Genomic DNA, 17,752 nt, shown 5'->3' on the forward strand with positions numbered 1-17,752 from the left:
CGTGAGACCGGGGCCTTAATACGGTCGGACAGGCCGATCACGATACTGACCCCCGATCGCTTGGAATGGGGCAGGTCGTTTTGCTCAAAGCGCAGACCGATGGCTTCGCAGGCACGGGCCATGCGTTGCCTCCTACGGAAATAGTCCGCAATTTCGCCCGGAGGACGAGTCAAGCTCATGCGACCCTGGCTTTCTGAGTATCTTGAGGCCCAACACCGCGCCTTGGATTCGATTCCCCTGGATGGGGTCGAGACGCTGATCGGTACCGTCCGGCAAGCCTGGCACGACGATCGGCAGATCTTCGCCATCGGCAACGGCGGGAACGCGGCGAGCGCCTCGCACTTCGCGACCGATCTCGGCAAGGGGGCGAGCGATAAAGTTGGCAAGCGGTTTCGCGTATTGACCCTGGCCGATAACTCGGCCTGGCTCACAGCGCTTGGGAATGACTACTGCTTCGACGACGTCTTCCTCCGCTCGCTGCAAAACTACGCGCGGCCGGGCGACGTCCTGATCGCGAGTAGCGTGAGCGGAAATTCGCCCAATCTCGTTCGTGCCTTCGAATGGGCCGGGCAGAATGAGTTGCAGACCATCGCCCTCGTGGGTGCCAAGCGCGGACGTCTGGCCGAGATCGCCGGCCAGACGCTGGTCATTGAAGACTCCCACTATGGTCGAGTCGAAGATGCTCAGATGACGATTCTTCATATGCTCTGCTACGCGTTCATGGACGGAGGCGCCGCGTGAGTCAGCCCGTTTTTTCCGGAGAGGTCATCCTCCGTCCGACGTTCGCTCCCCGGCCCGGGATCAGCCATGTCCTGTTCGACTTCGACGGCACGCTCTCGCTGATTCGCCAGGGCTGGCCCGAGATCATGGTCCCCATGTTCACCGAGGTCCTCCCTCCGCTGGACGGCGAGAGTGAGGCCGATCGCCAGCGCTTGGCTTTCGAAGACATCATGCGGCTCAACGGCAAGCAGACGATCTACCAGATGATGCAGCTTGCCGACCGGATTCGCGAGCGCGGGGGCGAGCCCCGCGAGCCGCTTTGGTACAAGCACGAATACCTCCGGCGGCTGGATGAACGGATCGCCGACCGCGCCAAAGGCCTGAAAGCCGGCACCATTCCGCCCGACGACTTGCTCGTCTTCGGCGCCTCGGGGTTGATGGAAAACCTCCAACGCCGCGGGCTTACGCTCTATCTGGCCAGCGGCACCGACGAGCCCTTCGTCAAGCGAGAAGCCGAGCTTCTCGGGCTCACTCGATACTTCGGTAAACATATTTACGGCGCTCAGGACGACTACAAGTCGTTCTCCAAGAAGATGGTCATCGACCGACTTCTCAGTGAGAACAACATTCAAGGGGAGCAATTGTTGTCGTTTGGCGACGGCTATGTGGAGATCGAGAACACCAAACAAGTCGGTGGGCTCGCCGTCGCGGTTGCCAGTGACGAGGCAAACAACGGCTCGGGCCGCATGGATGAATGGAAACGCGATCGCCTCACCGGGGTGGGGGCCGATGTGATCATCCCGGACTTTCGTGATGCCGCCCCCCTCTTGGAGTTGATCCTGGGACAATGAACTCCAACTCCACTCCCCTCGACCTGTCCCGGCTCAAGGTCTTTCCTCTGAGCGATCGCGACAGCCTGACGCGTGTTGAAGACATCTTGATTTCGCCGGATGTTGCCCCCGCCCCCTGCCCCGAGCCGCTTGCCTCTGCCATTCGCCGGTGTGCCGCGGATGTCCTGAAGGCGAGGGCGCAGGGGGCCGGCGTGATTCTGATCTACGGCGCGCATCTGCTTCGCAACGGCGCCGCCTTGCTGCTCTCCAAGATGATGGAGCGAGGTTGGATCACCCACCTCGCCACCAACGGTGCGGGCACGATCCACGACTGGGAATACTCCTGGCTGGGCCGATCCACGGAAAGCGTGCGCGCCAACGTGGCGACGGGCACGTTTGGCTCGTGGGACGAGACCGGCCGGTTTCTCCAGCTTGCGTTGCTTGCGGGAGGGTTGAGGGGAGAGGGATACGGGGTGTCCCTCGGCCGGTTTATCGCCGAGGACGGCACGGTGCTTCCCACCGATGTCGAGCTGGAATCGATGCTGCGGGCCGAGCCTGGCCATCCGCTCGCTCCGGCTCGGGCCGACCTCCTGGTCGCGATCCGCACCCATAACCTTCCTACGGGCCGGATCGTGGTTGAGCATCGCTGGAAACATGCTTCGATCCTTGCGCAGGCATTCCTCAATAAGGTGCCAGTCTCGGTTCATCCCGGCATCGGCTACGACATCATCGCCAATCACCCCCTGTTTAACGGGGCCGTCGTCGGCCGCGCGGGGGGAGAGGACTTTCGTCTTTTCGGAGGATCGGTGGAGACGCTCGATGGGGGCGCTGTCCTCTCGGTCGGCTCGGCGATCATGGGCCCGCAGGTTTTTGAGAAAAGCCTGAGCTGTGCGAACAATCTCCGGATTCAGGACGGTCGCCCGACCGTTTCCGGCCATTCGATCCATGTCGTTGATCTTCAGGATGGCGGCGGCTGGGACTGGACGACCGGCGAACCGCCCAAGTCGAATCCGGCGTATTACCTACGATTCTGCAAGAGTTACGCCCGGATGGGCGGAGCCATGCATTATCTTCAGTGCGACAATGCGGTGTTCATTCAGAACCTCTACCACGAGATCTTGGCCCGAGCATGACGCCCGAGCGATTCCAAGCCGTCACCTCACGTTACCAGACCCTTCGGATCGCGGTGGTGGGAGACTTCTGTCTCGACCGCTACCTGGAGATCGACCCGGCTCGTGCCGAGATTTCCATCGAGACAGGCTTGCCTGTCCATAACGTTGTCCGTGTGCGCGCCCAACCTGGCGGGGCGGGCACCATCGTCAACAATCTCGTCGCGCTCGGGATCGGCGAGATTATCGCGGTCGGCTTTTGTGGCGACGATGGCGAAGGCTACGAACTGCGCCGTGAGTTGGCCGCGAAGTCAGGCGTGACGCTCGATCACTTCGTCACGACCCCCGACCGAGTGACGTTCACGTATGCCAAGCCGCTGGTCATTTCTCCGGGCCAACCCCCCGTCGAATTGAACCGCATCGACGTCAAGAACTGGACGCAGACGCCCACGGTCCTCGAAGCAAGGCTTACGGCAAGCCTGCGAGAAATTGCCCCGAAGATCGACGCCCTGATCGTTCTCGATCAAGTCGATGAGGTCGGGACCGGGGTCGTCACGCGTGGTCTCCTTCGTTTCCTCGGCGAACTCGCCGCGGCGAATCCAGGTCTGCCCGTGATCGCCGACTCCCGCCAAGGCCTTCGCGACTGGCCGGCCGTGAGCTTCAAGATGAACGCGGCCGAGCTGGCGTCGCTCTTGGATCGACACGAGGTGCTTTCGCTGGACGACGTCGCAGCGACCGCGGCCGAATTTGCGGTTAAGAACGGCCGCCCGGTCTTTGTCACACTCTCGGAACGCGGCATGATCGCCGCGGACCCCCGAGGCTCGGTCGATCACGTCGCCGCCCTCCCGGTCCGCGGCCCGATCGATATCGTCGGCGCCGGTGACTCCGTCACCGCCAACCTGGCCGCCGCCCTTGCGGGCGGCGCGAGTCTTCGCGAAGCCAGCGAACTCGCCGCGATTGCCTCGTCCCTGGTGATCCACCAACTCGGGACCACCGGAACCGCAAGTGTGCGTGAACTCGCCGATCACGTTGTGCCGAGCTTTTGAAGAAAAAGCGGTGGCAGATCATGATTTTTAAATTGTAAAAACATTGCGATTCAACAGGGATGTCGCCACGTTACCGGGTTTTCTGCCCGGCCCCGGGGCCATCAACCCGGGGCCCTTGCTACCGTGTCGATTCGACGCTGATCGTATGGCTTTGCCGAAAATGTTATGAAATTATAATCAGTTCATGATTGATTTACGGTGAGGATTGAATCTCTCGTAGGGTGGGCACGGCCCACCTCCCGATCTCCTTGCTCAAAGGGAGGTTAAGATGGCAGGCCGTGCCCACTCTACGGGAATCGTTGGACCCATGATGACGCCAAGGCCGATCACGCCGCAGTCGGGAAAAACGGGTTCGACGAAGCTTTACCGCTGATTTTCCCCCAATTCCCAGTCTGACCCACTTTCGGTGCCTGGCCACCGACCGCAGCTCCACTCGGGCCAGGTGAGTACAGGCTGTGAAAGCCGTTCTCAACCGGTCGCCCCCTTGCCAGGTAGAGTCCGCCTCCAGGCGGCTGGGCCAACCCTTGGTATGGCTTCGGGCGTGGCTGACCGAATTTACCCGGGTGATATTGTGTTCTGAATTGTGTCCGGGTAATATTCGGCAGCTTCAGCGGGTTATGGGAGCCTCATTCGACGAGAACAGGCAAAGGAGAATCAGGTGGATCGCCCACTTTGGAAGCGGAGTGCGTCGGAACTCGCGGCGCTGGTCGGATGCGGCGAGGTGAGTGCTCTGGAGGTGGTGGACGCCCATCTCGAGCGGATCGCGGCGGTGAACCCTGGGGTTAATGCGGTCACGAACGTGCTTGCCGACTCCGCGCGGCGCGCGGCCGGAGAGACCGATCGCCGTCGTGCCGCGGGGGATTCGCTCGGACCGTTGGCCGGGGTGCCGTTCACGATCAAGGAGAACCTTGATGTGGCGGGCTCGGCAACGACGAACGGTGTGCCCGCGCTGCGTGATGCGGTTCCCCCTTGCGATGCGCCCGTCGTGCAGCGACTTCGCGAGGCCGGCGCGATCCCGATCGGGCGTACCAACCTGCCCGACCTCTCGCTTGGTCTGCACACGCGCAGCCAACTCTACGGCGACACGATCAACCCTTGGGACGCGAGCCGCACGCCGGGTGGTTCGAGTGGCGGCGATGGGGTCGCGGTTGCGACGGGGATGGCTCCCTTGGGCCTGGGCAACGATGCGGGCGGATCAGTGCGGATCCCGGCGAGCTTCGGCGGGGTCGTCGGGCTCAAGCCGAGTTACGGCCGGTTCCCCGGGGATCGAAGCGTCGGCCCGCGCGACTTGACGCTCTCGTCGCAGTTGATCCCGGTCGACGGCCCACTCGCGCGCACGGTCACCGACCTCCGCCTGGCCTGCCACGTTCTGGCCGGTCCTGATCCGCGCGACCCGCGTGTGGTGCCGGCCCCGCTCGAAGGGCCACCGCTCCCGCGGCCGATCCGCGTTGCCCTGGTCGCGGACCCAGGGGGCCTCGGGGTTCATCCGGACGTTCGTGCGGCCATCGACCTGGCTGCCTCGGCGCTTCGAGACGCCGGGTATCTGCTCGAGGAGGTTGACGTGCCCAAGCTCTCGGAAACGATCGATGCCTATGTACGGATGATCATGACTGAGTTCAGCCTCATCTGGCCGATGCTTGAGCGGCTGCTCTCGGCGGACGGCCGCCGCCACATCGCGTTTTCGATGGCGCTGCACGGTCCGGTCAACCTGGCCGAGTACGTGAAGCTGACGGCGGTTCGGCAGGGCCTCTTGCGTGACTGGTCGCTCTTCCTGGACCGCTACCCGCTCATCCTCGGGCCGGTGTTCACGGAGCCGGCTCTGCCGGTCGCCTTCGAGACGCGCGGTCTCGACGAATTCGTCCGCTTCGAGACGGCGGTGCGGCTCTGTAGGGCCACGAGTTTCGTGGGCGTGCCGGCAGTCGCCATCCCGACCCACGTCGCGAGCGGCCTTCCGCAAGGTGTGCAGGTGATCGCCGGCTTTTATCGCGAGGACCTCTGCTTCGAAGCGGCTGCCGCGATTGAAGCCCGACTTGGCACGTTCGCTCCGATCGAGCCCTGCGACGCTTCGGCAAGTCAGGGAGAGGAGTGACTGCGAATCTCCTCTGCCCCGAGGCGATCCTGCTGGGTTGGGCTAGAGGACAGGTTGCGATGAGCTCTCTGTTTGTTCGCATATGCTATATTTGTTGATCGATAAAAACGGGCATTCGCGGTGAGCTGGTCATGACCTGGTAATAGTGACTCGATGGCTCGCAGATCATGTAGGCGACCGCATAGCCTCGTTCGTCGGGGACGAGGAGGCCGCGGATCCCCTGCTCGATCAGGTACCAGACGCCGCGGCGTTCCAGGCCGAACGAGGCGGGGATGTCCACGAGGATGGCTCCCGAGCTCCGCCAGCCCCCCTGCTCGATCGTCTCGCGCCACGTCCAGCCGGTTCGCGGCAGGAACCGGCTCTGCCCTCGGCTGTTGCCCCAGCGCACGACTTGCAGCCGGCCGTCACGCCAGATCGGGAGCCGGGGGCGGCGGTCGCGAAAGAGGAAGCGATACTCCGACCGCTCGCCTCGCTGGTAGAAGCGCCGGTCCAGGCCGTATCGCCCGATCAGCTCCGTGGGCAATTCGCTCCCTGCGATGGCGATTCCGAGACACACGGTTTAAATCGATTCGTCCTTGAGTTGAACTGTCCGTCAGTTTAGTACTATACTTGCGGCCATGGGTCAAGCGCCGGTCGCACATCTCGACGCCGATTGCTTCTACGTCTCGGCGGAGCGGGTCCGCTATGAGCACTTGAACGGCCTGCCCGTGGGGGTGTTGGGCAACCAGGGCGCCTGCGTCATTGCCAAGAGTTATGAGATGAAGGCGGCCGGGGTGGCCACCGGTGTCCCCATCTGGGAGGCGATGACGAAATGCCCCGACGGCCTGTACGTGAAGCGTGACTTCCGGTGGTACGAGGTCCTGAGCCGGTTGATGCTCGAGGTCGTCCGCGAATTCTCGCCGAAGGTGGAGTATTACAGCATCGACGAGTTCTTCTTCGAGGCGACCCCGCCTCCAGGCATGGACTATCAACGCTACGCCGAAGTCGTGCGGGACCGGATCATGGAGCGGGTCCAGATCCCGGTGACGGTCGGCATCGCCCGCACCCGAACCTTGGCCAAGCTGATTAGCGACACCGCCAAACCGCGGGGCGCCAAGGCGGTCCTCGATCGCCAGGAGGAGACGGAGCTCCTGGCGCGGCTCCCGGTCGTCGAGATCACGGGGATCTCCGGGCGGCGGGAACGCCGGCTCCAACCTTGGGGGATTCGGACTTGCCTCGACCTGGCCCAGGCCGACCGCCGGCTTATCCGGGACTTGCTGACGGCCACCGGCGAGTCGCTCTGGTGGGAGCTCAACGGTGATCCGGTTGTGCCGATCCACCCGGCCCGTCCGCTCCACAAGGCCTTATCGCGCGGGGGCAGCTTCGGCGAGGCGACCGACGATCCGATGATGATTTATGCGTGGTTGATCCGCAACATGGAGCGGTTGATCGAGGAACTTCACTATCATCAAGTCCTGACCAAGCACGTTTCCCTCTGGGTGGGCTATCGCGACGGCCAGGCGGGCGAAGGCCGGGCCTCCCTGGAATTTCCCAGCGACCGGTTCGACGTGCTGCTCGACGTGCTCCGCCCTTGCCTGCGACACGCCTGGATCAAGCGGGTGCCGGCGAACCGGATGCACCTGATCGCCGACCGCCTGACACCACGCGTCCACGCTCAGTTGGGGCTCTTCGAGTCGGGCGGCCGCCGGGCCGAGACGATCGCCCACCTCAAGCACGAGGTCAACAAGAAGATCGGCCGGTTCGCCCTCCGAAGCGCCGCGACGCTCCCTTTGGCCAAGATCTATCACGACACATCGAACGAGTGGGATATTTGCGACGTGAAGGGAAAAATGTGCTTTTGACGATCGGTCCCCACGCTAAACTCCGAGTCGCTCCACCACCGCCTCGATCGTTCCCGGGCTAAACCCTTCCAGACGATTATTCACAAAGAGAAATGCGGGCTTCTTACGCGTCCTCGCATGTTCAGCCACCTGGACAAGGGCCGAGCGAACGGCCGGGTTCGGATCTTGGATGCGGTTGTAGGGCTCGAATGCTTGGACCGCCTCGGCGAAGGCACGGCCCTGGGTGAGCAACGCCCTGACCACGGTAAAGTCGGCGTCGAAGACGCCCGGCATTTCCATCTGGGTCTCGAGCGGTGGCATCCGCGTCCAGGCGTTCAAGACGTGCGCCACCCCATAAGCTTTCAGGAGGCCGAAGTAAGCCGGGCTCAGGTATTCCGGGTTGCGGATCTCGACGGCGTACCGAAATCCACCCGGCAGCGCTTCGAGGAAGCTGTCGAGCCGGTAGTAGAAATCATCCGGGGTCGGGAATTGGCTCTTAGGGAAGGTCCCGAACTCGAAGATCAAGGTGGCCACCCGATCGGCATAAGGGAGAAGCCGACGGAGAAAGAGCGTTTTGAGGAGCTCGACGCTCAGAAAATGGCTGTTGTCGGCGCCGGCCTTGGTGCCGTATCGGGCATGCGTCGGCCAGCGTGCGACGGTAATGTCCTCCGGGACCTTCAACGCCATCGTGAATGAGCGGGGCGTCGCGTCGAAGAGCTTCGCCCAGAACGGGGGCGAGGGGAATTGGTAGAACGTGAGGTCGCCGCAGACCGTGGTAAAGGTCTTGGCGTACTCGCTCAAGCAATGCTCCTCGAACTTCTTCTTCGAAAACGCGCCGCGCGTCTCATAGCGATCCTTGGAATAGATCGAGCCGAGCCACCCTGGGTACTTCCACGAGCTCGTCCCGAAGAAGACACCCTGATCGGCCAGCGCACGCAACTTCGGAGTCAACCGGGCCGCCAACGGAGGCCGGTCGTCCTCGGAATCAAAGAGAGGGAAGAGGGTGTCCATGACTCCATTCTATCCGCCCCTCGACCCGTTGGCGACGTCAGTCGGGGTCGCCTTTGTGGGGAAGGTGCTGATCGTGAGGCGTATGAAAATATTAGTGTTTGTGCGGTTGTGGTGTTGATTGCTGCTTTTGTTGAATGAAGGCCGAATTCCGTCGGTGATGACCGACTCCCGGAAGACCTTCCCCGTTTCCCGGTTCCAATTCGGCCTCCTGAGCGCGATTCTCGGTCGCTCCGGTTGCTTTCTTCGCGTCGTCGCTTTCCATGGAACCATGGATTCATGGAGAGCTCATGAGGGCGAAAGACTGTGCGTGGATGCAAGAATGAAGCAAAACAAGAAATAGGCGATATTTGTTTTGGCTTCGTCCCAAAATAAATCAAAAATGCGATTTTTCTCCTTGACCCCTTCGCGTGGAAGAGGCAGATTGGGTTTCAACGTCTTCGCAGATCTTGTGGCTCTCAGACGTCCTTTTTTCGCGGATGGCCTCGCGTGTTTTGAGACACCTCGCAAAACACCAAACTGCCCGTGATCTCCACGATGGAATTCGTGCCTCACATTCCGAGAAGTCTTCTGATTTGGGTCGGCTCGGCGCCATTGGCGAAGTGAATCGGCGATCCACGGAAAGCCGTTGATCGGCCGTGGCTTGCAAGACGAATGAGTTCGTCGTCGTGCCGTTCGCCGCGGGTCGGCTTCTGTTGAAAAAGATCTCCGATATTCCTCGTTGTGAATCACAAACGAGTTGGGGTTGCCATTTCGTCAGTCGCGCTGGTCCAGGCGACAAGGAGAGAGCATGCGCACCGATGGCACGAACCCGACCGGGTCTCCTTCAATTCCGCTTCATCGTCCTTATCTCACCGGCGCGGAGTTGTCGTACCTCAGCCAGGCGATTACCTCGGGATGCATCCGCGGCGACGGTCCGTTTACGCGACGCTGTGCGGGACTCTTGGAACAAAAGTTTGCGATCGGCAAGGTTCTGATGACCCCCTCCTGCACCGCGGCGCTCGAACTGGCGGCAACGCTTTGCGACCTGGGGCCGGGCGACGAAGTGATCCTCCCCTCGTTCACGTTCGTCTCCACGGCCAACGCGATCGTCCGGCTGGGGGCGAGGCCAGTGTTCGTCGAGATCAGGGCCGATACCCTGAACCTGGACGAGTCGCGGATCGAGGCCGCGCTGACGCCCCGGACGCGGGCGATCTTCCCCGTCCACTACGGCGGGATCGCGTGCGAGATGGGGCGGATCATGGCGATTGCGAACGCCCATGGCCTCAGGGTGGTCGAGGATGCCGCCCAGGCGGTTGACGCCTGCTACCGGGGCCGCGCACTCGGATCGATCGGCCACCTCGGGACGTACAGCTTTCATGAGACCAAGAACCTCGTCAGTGGCGAAGGTGGGGCGCTCTGTTGCAACGCCCCCGAACTGATCGAACGCGCCGAGATCCTGCGGGACAAGGGGACTAATCGCGCCAAGTTTTTCCGGGGTGAAGTGGACAAGTACACGTGGGTTGATGTGGGGGCTTCCGCCATCCCGAGCGAGATTGCCTGCGCCTTCCTCTTCGCCCAGCTCGAGGCGATGGATGCGATCAAGGCTCGCCGGCGGGCGATCGATCGTCGCTACCGCGAGGGTTTGTCCTCCTTGGCGACGGCGGGTCGGCTTCGTTTTCCCACGATCCCCGAGGGGTGCGACAGCCCGTTCCACACGGTCTTCCTGATGCTGGAGAGCGGATCAACCCGCGACGCTTTGATGGCGTATCTCAGGGAACGCGGGGTGATGGCCACGTTCCACTTCATTCCGCTGCACGACTCGCCTATGGGGCATCGGCTCGGTTATCGGGAGGGCGATCTTCCCCTGACCGAGGATCTCGCCGCGCGACTGTTGCGGCTCCCCACATTCTTTGATCTCTCCGAAGCCGAGCAGTCGCGCGTGATCGACCTTGTGACTCGCTTCTTCACGCAACACGCACCGGCCCCGAAACGGCGCGAGCCGTCGCTCGCTAGCGTGGACTGGTGAGCAAACCGCTGGAAGGGATGGAGTCCAAGGCAGGCTTGGATCCCAGGGAGTTCGGGACGCGATGAGCAAGCGGGACGGCGGTTGGCTGGTTCTGATGGGAGCCCTGTTCCTCGCCTGGCATCTGCCGTTGATGTTCCGCACGGCCGCGGGGATGGATGAAGAATTCTACGGCGTCGTCGGGATCACGATCCAACGCGAAGGGGTGCCCCGAGTCCCTTATGTACCGTCGCGCGACCCCTTGTTCGTCTACGGCGTGGATCTTGTTGTCTACACGCTTCCCCCCTTGAGCTTCTACCTTCAGGCGTTGGTCCACCTGGTCTTTGGCCAAGGACTCGGCCAGGCCCGCCTGGCTTCGGCGTTGGAGGGTTTGGCCGCGACCTGGCTGGTTTACGACCTGGGCCGCCGCTGGTTGGAGAATCGGACCGGGGCGCTCTGGGGAGCCCTGCTCTATCTGTTCGGCCGGGCCGCGTACTTCCCGGCGACGACCGCACGGCCCGACATGGCCGCCACAACGTTCGGACTCCTCGCCGTCTGGTGCCTGGTCCGCGACGGCGGCCAACGGCGGACCCGATGGCTGGTCGCCTCTGGGGTCGCGGGGGGCTTGAGCATGCTCTGCCACCCGGTCGGGATTGTCCCCTGCATTCAGATTGGCCTGGCGCTCCTCTTCCTGGGCCGTCCCGAGCCGAAGGTGCGGCCGCGACTGGCGGCGGCAACCACGTTCAGCGTCGCGGCCCTGGCGGGGCTTGCGCTCTGGGGGCCGCTGATCGCTCGCCACCCGGACCTGTTCTGGATTCAGTTCCAGACGAACGTCCTGGGCCGGGTCGGTTCCGGCCTGTCTCGGACGTTGCCCGATCCCCTGGCCGCCTTCGGTTTTCAGGCGAGGCAGTTCCTCGCGACGGCTCTCCCCGTCCAGGCGGTGCTCTACGGGACGGCCGCGGCCTGGGTCGCGGCGCGGGCGCGGTGGTCGGGCCCGGAGCGTGCGTTGGGGTATCACCTGGTGGCGAGCAGTCTGCTGCTGGTGCTGCTCATGGGCCGACATCCCTTGCGAGCCTATTTCGCGTTCCCGATCGCGTTCGCGTGCATCGCCGCGGGGGGATTGGCGGGTGGGGCCGCGGCTCGCGCGACCAGGCGGACCGGCCGGCCCGTCGCGGTCACCCTGGTGATGACCGGCCTGCTCATTGCGTCGCTCGTCCCCGGCTCGGGGCTGAGGACGCTCGTCGCCCATGTTCGGTATTGGGATGATCCGGCCTACGACGCCCACAAAGTCGCGGCGCGGATGATGGACGACCTCGACCCCGAGGCCCTGATCGCGCTTGACGATCGGTTCATCCTCGACTTCTACCTGGCGGGCCGGCGGGTCGTCGACGCGAAGTATTTGCCGTTTCTCGCCGACGACTACGATTACCTGCTGGTCGACTCCGTGGCGCTCGGGCTCTCGCAAGTCCCACCCGAAAACCTCGAGTTGATCCGAAAATATGGCGATTCCGCCGATGAATTCGCCCCCAGCGCCAATCTGTATCGCCCGATTCGAACCCGATCGCCACTTCCGTAGAGTGGCCACGGCCCGCGATGGAAGCGGCCGTTGTCCCACGCGGCTTTTACGCCGCGGAAGTCCGCAAGAGCGGGTCCTACGAAGGGTTGCGTCCGACGTCGATCACGTAGACTTTCTCGCGTCCTCCTGGGATGAGAAAGGACCGGAACGGGTGCGCGGTGCGCGAGGCGAAGAGGTCGTCGAGCATCGCTTCGGTGAAACGAGTGGGCTGGGAGCCGAGCCCGGCGTTGGTCTGGCGTTGCGCGAGGGTCGCGAGCCACCGGTTCGAGCCGGTCGCGAGGTTGCGGATCGGTTCCGCCACGATGACGGCCCGACGTGCCGCCCGCTCCATCCGGGTCAAAAGTGGCCCGACGTCCGGGAGGAAGTGATAAAGGCTCGCTTGCATGATGACGTAGTCGAATTGCGGAAATGACTCGAGACGGCTGATGTCGCAAACCTGCCCCTCGCCTCCGAGACGCTTCACCCGAGTGATGAAGCGGGCATTGTAGTCGAGACCGGTGTAATGCACGCGCTTGGTCCGCAGGTGGCGAGCGAATAGGATCCCCGGCCCGCAGCAGAGGTCGAGGACGCTGGACTCCGGCGGGATGAGCTGGGCGATGGCCTGCGATCGCGCCCGGTGGTGACGCCCGTAGAGAATTCGGATTACAAGTTCATAGGTAAATGAATTGCGATAGACCAGGCTGGCGTTCACGGTTCGACTTTCGTTCCGGGACCATGGCTCTCCGCCCGGCCCGGGGGCGTCGCGACTGGGCCGGGGCTGGAGTAGAGGACCTCGCGCACCGTGGCTTGCGGCTTATGGCAGACGGCAATGTAGGTGCGCCCGGCGTATTCGCCGACGATCCCCAGGAAGATCATCCGGATGGCCGTCGTGAGGAGCTGAGCCACCATCAAGGAGGCCCAGCCCGCCACCCCCCGCTCGAAGTCTTCAGGGTAGAGCAGGCGGTAGGCGACCACGTAAAGGGCAAGCGCTCCACCCAGGGCGGCGAAGAAGCAACCGCCAAACAGGACCAGACGAATCGGCTTGACCGAGAACGCCGTGGCCAGGCGAGCCCAGACCTTGAGCGATTTGAAGAACGTGTAGTTGCCGTGGTCGGCGTATCGGGGGTGGTGGGCAACGTGGACCTGACCGATTCGCGCGGTGACCTGAAAGAGGAGTCCGTCGACGTAGGGGTCGGGGCCTTGGTACTCGCAGATCGCCTCCGCAATCTCTTTGCGGATCAGCTTGTAGGGGGAGAGATAAATCCCCTTCGGCTTCTCGATGACCCACTCGGCGAACTTACCGTTGAACCAACTTCCCAGGTTCTTCCACGCCTGCTGATGTTTCGTCCCGAAGTGGGCGTAAATGGCATCGGCTCGCTCGTCGAGCAGACGCTCACGGAGCAGGGGCAAGTCGCCAGGGTCATGTTGGAGGTCATCGTCCATGATCGCAATGAGCGATCCCCGGGCCGCGCGGAGGCCGGTGAGGATCGCGTTGTCCTGGCCGAAGTTGCGTCTGAGATCGATCCCCACGTAGTTTTCACGGGTCTGGCAGAGCGATTCGATGACGGCCCAGGTGCCGTCGGGCGAACCGTCGTTGACGAGGATGACCTCGTAACGCCACCCGAGAGGGCCGAGCGTGGCGTCGATGGCGTTGGCAAGCGCCTGCAAGCAGCCCTCGCTCCGAAACGCCGGGATGACGATCGAGAGTTCGAGCTCGAGTTCGCGGGAGCCGGGGGTCTCCTCACTCGCCCTCATTGGGAGTCGCTTTCTCGAGTGGGGCCGAAGCGATGCAAGTGACGGCCCGCGGGCCCTTGCTCGACTTCCCTCGAATGACACAGGAGATCAATCAGCACGGTCGGTCTTCGAATGGCTTGCGGATCGATGCGCGTTTGATGGGTCCATCGACGGCGATGGATCGTGAATTAGGCTCGGGTTGTCGCGGCTGCGGGCGTCATCAAACGGGAGAGTCATCCCTGCACGGAACCAAGCCGCGACATCGCGACCGGTGTTCCCAAAAAATGAGTTTTTAAAAAAAGTGGGGACAGTCCTGTCCGGGTTGACGCTGTGATCTTGGGGGCGTCCATGTCTCAACATTCACTCCTCGGCTTCGGTCTGTTTTACTACAAGCTCTCGCCTTGTCAAGAAGTAAAACAGCTTCTGATATCAGATTGAACGATTACGTTGTTCGGGCAAGTTTCCATGCGTGCGAGCAGGAGGCCAACCTCTCATTTGGAGGGGGAAATGGCGGATTTTCTGGATGAAAGATGTTTGTATGCGGAGATTTTCTCGTGAAGACGTATAGGATTTGTTTGCGGTTGAATTGCCGTTGAGCGTCGCGGTCGGCTCGGGCGTAGGGATGCAGTCGGGGGTGCGTCGGCACGGCCGGCGGCGAGAATGGGGCGAGGCGAAACCGCGACTCCCTCCTGGGCGTGGGGCTCTGTTTCCCCTTGTCTCTTTGTCGTTGAGCTGGATCTCCCACGCTCCCGAGTCACGATCAACACGCGATTGGCGGCGACACTTAACACGTTCCCGAGCGCCCCGAGGGCCGCAAGATTTTGCCCGGGTAATATTGACCTTTGGATTTGCCCGGGTAAAATTCCTTTCGTCGACCAAATCTGGAAAGTGGACCGAGGGGGGGAGACGATGGCGGATCGAGCGCAGGGCGGTTGTACGGCGTTTGAAGGGGTTCGGCGGATTGCGTCGGGTGGGTTGGGGGTCGTGGCGTTGCGCGTCAAGGAGGTTCTCGACCGGGGGGAGGCCGCCCCTGTCTTGATCTTCGATGACGTGACGAGCGAGTTGATCGAGGTGGACTTTCGGGGGACGGCCGAAGACGTGTTGGGGAGGGTCGAGGATCGGGGCAGCGGCGACACGCCGGCCGCTCCCACCCCCGCCGTCGCGCCTCGGGGGCCGGGTCGTCCGAAGTTGGGAGTCGTGGCCCGCGAGGTCACCCTCTTGCCCCGGCACTGGGACTGGCTCAATGAGCAGCCTGGCGGGGCGTCCGTCGCGCTTCGCAAGCTCGTGGAAGCCGCGCGACGCGTGAACGAGGGCCGCGATCGCGTCCGCCGGGCGGAAGAGTCGGCCTACCGGTTCATGTCGGCCATGGCCGGGAATTTTCCTGGGTTTGAGGAGGCGACCCGCGCCTTGTTCGCCAAAGCGCCGGAACGGCTCGAAGCGTTGATCCGCGACTGGCCCGAGGACATTCGAATCCACGTCACGCGGCTGGTCCGCGCGACTCTGGAATCCCCTCCCGACGCGCTGGGCGTGGAAAAATGATCAAGAGATTCTGGGGCGAATCTCAGATTTTTTTTCAGCGGGGGGCGGGGATCGTGCCCGCCGGTGGCGAACTTGAGGAGTCATTTCGCTCGAGCGGGTGGCGTACCCGTTTCGAGCGAAATGCTTGAATTTTCGCAATATTCCGCAGGTTTCGGCCGGTTCGAGTGGCTCTGGCCAGAGGTCTTGGGTCGACTTGCGCGACGGCCGATTCGTCGGAATCGACGATATTGCGAAGTTGTGTCAATCGCTCTATCCATTCATCACGAAAATTTGTTATACTCAACGTCGGTTGGTCTGACGACCGAGCAGCATTGCTGGCTCTTCCCGATCCGGTCCTTGCTTACCTCCCTCGCCTTTCTCACCCACCGGGATTCAACGGAATCCCCTTTCTTCTCGACCCTGAAAGCGTTTTGCGGGTCGTTTTGCCTTCGCCCGGGAGTTTGAGAGTGGCCAAGAAGCTGTATGTGGGCAACCTGACCTACAACGTGAATGAGTCCGACCTGGAAGCCCTGTTCTCCCAGTTCGGCACCGTGCAGAGCGCACAGATCATCGTCGACCGTGACACGAATCGCTCCAAAGGATTCGGCTTTGTTGAGATGGACACCGACGCCCAAGCCCAGGCGGCGATCCAGGGCCTCAACGGACATGATCACGACGGGCGCAACCTGACGGTCAACGAAGCCAAGCCCCGTGAAGCACGTGGCGGCGGCGGCGGCGGCGGCTACGGCGGCGGCGGTGGTGGTGGCTACGGTGGTGGTGGCGGCGGTGGTTACGGCGGCGGCGGCGGTGGCCGCGGCCGTTATTGATCGCCCCTTGGATCGATCGGTGTCGAAGGGTTTGCCGGCGTAAACCCTTTGACGTCTCACCCAAGACTCTGTCTCGGGAGAACCGGTCAGGTTAACCCCGTTTTGCGGGGTTGATCTTACGCCCCTGCCCGGAGTCGCGAAGAGCACGGGATTACTGTCCTCGCCCCGACTCCGGTGTCGTCAAACAACCATCGGTCCGCATACCTTGATGCAATCAAGGTATGCGGGCCGATCTTCGTTTCGAACCCGGCGTGAGCGGGCGGGGTGCCCGCGGTTCCAGGAAATTGAATTTAAGATGCGTGAACTTGTCAAGGATATTGCTCGGCTCACAAAACAGTGAAATATGCTTCCTTGCCACTTGTTTTGGGTTTTTATCAACGACCCGCCAGAGAGCGAGGAATCATCCTCGTTCCCACGGTCCTCCGTGGGAACGAGTCGCGAGCGGCTTCCTGGCCCTGGATCGGGTCGTTGTTTTTTATTGATGGGGTTCGTGGTTGAAATCCCGATTCAAGGCCAGGGCCATTGCCACGTCCCCGGCAAGGCGGGCGTTGGCGAGGATGAGGGCTTTGTTGGCGTGCAGCCCGCGGCCGGCGGTGGCTTGGCGGATTCGATCGAGCAGGAAGGGAGTGACGGCCTTGCCGGAGATCCGTTGGTGGCGGGCCTCGGCCAGGGCGGATTCGAGGGCGGCGTCCATGGCGGCGTCATCCAGGGCGTCGGCCTTGGGGACCGGCTGGGTCAGGATGACCGCGGCGGGGAGCCGGAGGGCACGGTGGGCGCGGACCAGGGCCGCGGCTTCGTCGGCTGACTCCACGCGTGCCTCCAGGGCGAGGCCGCTCGATCGGGTCAGAAACGCGGGCAATTCGCTGGTCTGGTAGCCGACGACGGGAACGCCGCGGGTCTCCAGGGCGTCGAGAGTGGCGGGCATGTCGAGGATCGACTTGATTCCCGAGCAGACCACCAGGGCGCCATCGGCTCGGGCGAGCTCGTCGAGGTCGTTCGAGATGTCGAAGGTGATCGCCGCCTCGCGGTGGACTCCCCCCAGCCCGCCGGTGGCCAACACGCCGATCCCTTGTTCACGCGCGATCCAGAGGGTCGCCGACACGGTGGTGGCGGCGTCCAGCTTACGCGCGACGGCCAGCGAGAGGTCACGCCGACCTGCCTTCAAGAACGTCCCGGCGCAGGCCAGATGCTCCAACTCGCCGGCCGAGAGGCCGATCCGGATTCGGCCGGCGACGACGGCGATCGTGGCCGGGGTGGCTCCCGCCGACCGGACGGCCGCCTCGGCCCCCATCGCCGTTTTGAGGTTCTCGGGCCAAGGCAGCCCCTGCGCGACCAGGGTCGACTCCAGGGCCACCACGGCCCGCCCCTCGGCCAGGGCCTCTTTGACCTCAGTCGCGATCTCGTAAGTGTCCGCCATCAGAAACGCTCCTGCCCGCCCCATTGCGTGCTCGGCTCCGCCCACCCGGGAAAAACCCATCCAACGTGTGTGCCGTCCGGTTGCCAGGTGGATCT

General features: G+C 63.1%; 15 protein-coding genes. 10 read left to right on the forward strand and 5 right to left on the reverse strand.

Annotated features, from left to right (window positions below; genetic code table 11):
* The first annotated feature begins 177 nt into the window (after positions 1 to 177).
* From BUS42_RS22530 to BUS42_RS22550, 5 genes are all read left to right on the forward strand, one after another.
* Positions 178 to 741, forward strand: a complete 564-nt coding sequence (locus tag BUS42_RS22530; protein WP_074309868.1) for a D-sedoheptulose-7-phosphate isomerase — start codon at positions 178 to 180, stop codon at positions 739 to 741.
* Positions 738 to 1,571 carry an HAD family hydrolase gene (locus BUS42_RS22535; RefSeq protein ID WP_074309870.1) on the forward strand — a complete coding sequence of 278 codons (834 nt, stop codon included), beginning with the start codon at positions 738 to 740 and terminating at the stop codon, positions 1,569 to 1,571. The genes BUS42_RS22530 and BUS42_RS22535 overlap by 4 nt, the downstream gene beginning before the upstream one ends.
* On the forward strand, positions 1,568 to 2,683 hold the full coding sequence (locus tag BUS42_RS22540; protein ID WP_074309872.1) for a GSU2086 family protein: 1,116 nt from the start codon (positions 1,568 to 1,570) through the stop codon (positions 2,681 to 2,683). Before BUS42_RS22535 ends, BUS42_RS22540 begins: the two co-directional genes overlap by 4 nt.
* Positions 2,680 to 3,705, forward strand: coding sequence for a bifunctional heptose 7-phosphate kinase/heptose 1-phosphate adenyltransferase (locus BUS42_RS22545; protein ID WP_074309874.1), 1,026 nt, complete (start codon positions 2,680 to 2,682; stop codon positions 3,703 to 3,705). Before BUS42_RS22540 ends, BUS42_RS22545 begins: the two co-directional genes overlap by 4 nt.
* Positions 3,706 to 4,363: 658 nt before the next feature.
* Positions 4,364 to 5,794, forward strand: a complete 1,431-nt coding sequence (locus BUS42_RS22550; RefSeq protein WP_074309876.1) for an amidase — start codon at positions 4,364 to 4,366, stop codon at positions 5,792 to 5,794.
* Positions 5,795 to 5,879: 85 nt separating this feature from the next.
* Here BUS42_RS22550 and BUS42_RS22555 read toward each other — a convergent pair whose 3' ends face one another.
* Positions 5,880 to 6,317, reverse strand: a complete 438-nt coding sequence (locus BUS42_RS22555) for a hypothetical protein (RefSeq protein WP_254053670.1) — start codon at positions 6,315 to 6,317, stop codon at positions 5,880 to 5,882.
* A 94-nt stretch (positions 6,318 to 6,411) separates the two neighbouring features.
* On the opposite strand from BUS42_RS22555, the gene BUS42_RS22560 reads away from it, so the two are divergent.
* Positions 6,412 to 7,635 carry a DNA polymerase Y family protein gene (locus BUS42_RS22560; protein WP_074309878.1) on the forward strand — a complete coding sequence of 408 codons (1,224 nt, stop codon included), beginning with the start codon at positions 6,412 to 6,414 and terminating at the stop codon, positions 7,633 to 7,635.
* Between the two features lie 15 nt (positions 7,636 to 7,650).
* Here the strand turns inward: BUS42_RS22560 and BUS42_RS22565 are convergent, their stop codons facing one another.
* Positions 7,651 to 8,625, reverse strand: coding sequence for a DUF72 domain-containing protein (locus tag BUS42_RS22565; RefSeq protein ID WP_074309880.1), 975 nt, complete (start codon positions 8,623 to 8,625; stop codon positions 7,651 to 7,653).
* A gap of 787 nt (positions 8,626 to 9,412) precedes the next feature.
* Between BUS42_RS22565 and rffA the strand changes: the two genes are divergently transcribed.
* Complete coding sequence (rffA, locus tag BUS42_RS22570) at positions 9,413 to 10,630, forward strand: dTDP-4-amino-4,6-dideoxygalactose transaminase (RefSeq protein WP_074309882.1); 1,218 nt, start codon at positions 9,413 to 9,415, stop codon at positions 10,628 to 10,630.
* 61 nt (positions 10,631 to 10,691) lie between these two features.
* Entirely contained in the window at positions 10,692 to 12,182 is a 1,491-nt protein-coding gene (locus BUS42_RS22575; protein WP_074309883.1) for an ArnT family glycosyltransferase, read from the forward strand.
* Between the two features lie 76 nt (positions 12,183 to 12,258).
* Here the strand turns inward: BUS42_RS22575 and BUS42_RS22580 are convergent, their stop codons facing one another.
* Positions 12,259 to 12,873, reverse strand: coding sequence for a class I SAM-dependent methyltransferase (locus tag BUS42_RS22580; RefSeq protein WP_074309885.1), 615 nt, complete (start codon positions 12,871 to 12,873; stop codon positions 12,259 to 12,261).
* Positions 12,870 to 13,916: a glycosyltransferase gene (locus tag BUS42_RS22585; protein ID WP_074309887.1), complete on the reverse strand. Its 1,047-nt coding sequence runs from the start codon at positions 13,914 to 13,916 to the stop codon at positions 12,870 to 12,872. Before BUS42_RS22585 ends, BUS42_RS22580 begins: the two co-directional genes overlap by 4 nt.
* An 888-nt stretch (positions 13,917 to 14,804) precedes the next feature.
* Between BUS42_RS22585 and BUS42_RS22590 the strand changes: the two genes are divergently transcribed.
* Together BUS42_RS22590 and BUS42_RS22595 are read left to right on the forward strand one after the other, a co-directional pair.
* Positions 14,805 to 15,434, forward strand: a complete 630-nt coding sequence (locus BUS42_RS22590) for a DUF2239 family protein (protein ID WP_074309889.1) — start codon at positions 14,805 to 14,807, stop codon at positions 15,432 to 15,434.
* A gap of 446 nt (positions 15,435 to 15,880) precedes the next feature.
* Complete coding sequence (locus tag BUS42_RS22595; protein ID WP_015244158.1) at positions 15,881 to 16,240, forward strand: RNA recognition motif domain-containing protein; 360 nt, start codon at positions 15,881 to 15,883, stop codon at positions 16,238 to 16,240.
* A gap of 475 nt (positions 16,241 to 16,715) precedes the next feature.
* Here BUS42_RS22595 and BUS42_RS22600 read toward each other — a convergent pair whose 3' ends face one another.
* The gene (locus BUS42_RS22600) at positions 16,716 to 17,657 is read right to left on the reverse strand and encodes a pseudouridine-5'-phosphate glycosidase (RefSeq protein WP_083670440.1); all 942 of its coding nucleotides are present in this window, start codon (positions 17,655 to 17,657) and stop codon (positions 16,716 to 16,718) included.
* Between the last annotated feature and the right edge of the window lie 95 nt (positions 17,658 to 17,752).

It is taken from the genome of Singulisphaera sp. GP187 (genome assembly GCF_900129635.1).
Lineage (GTDB): Bacteria > Planctomycetota > Planctomycetia > Isosphaerales > Isosphaeraceae > Singulisphaera.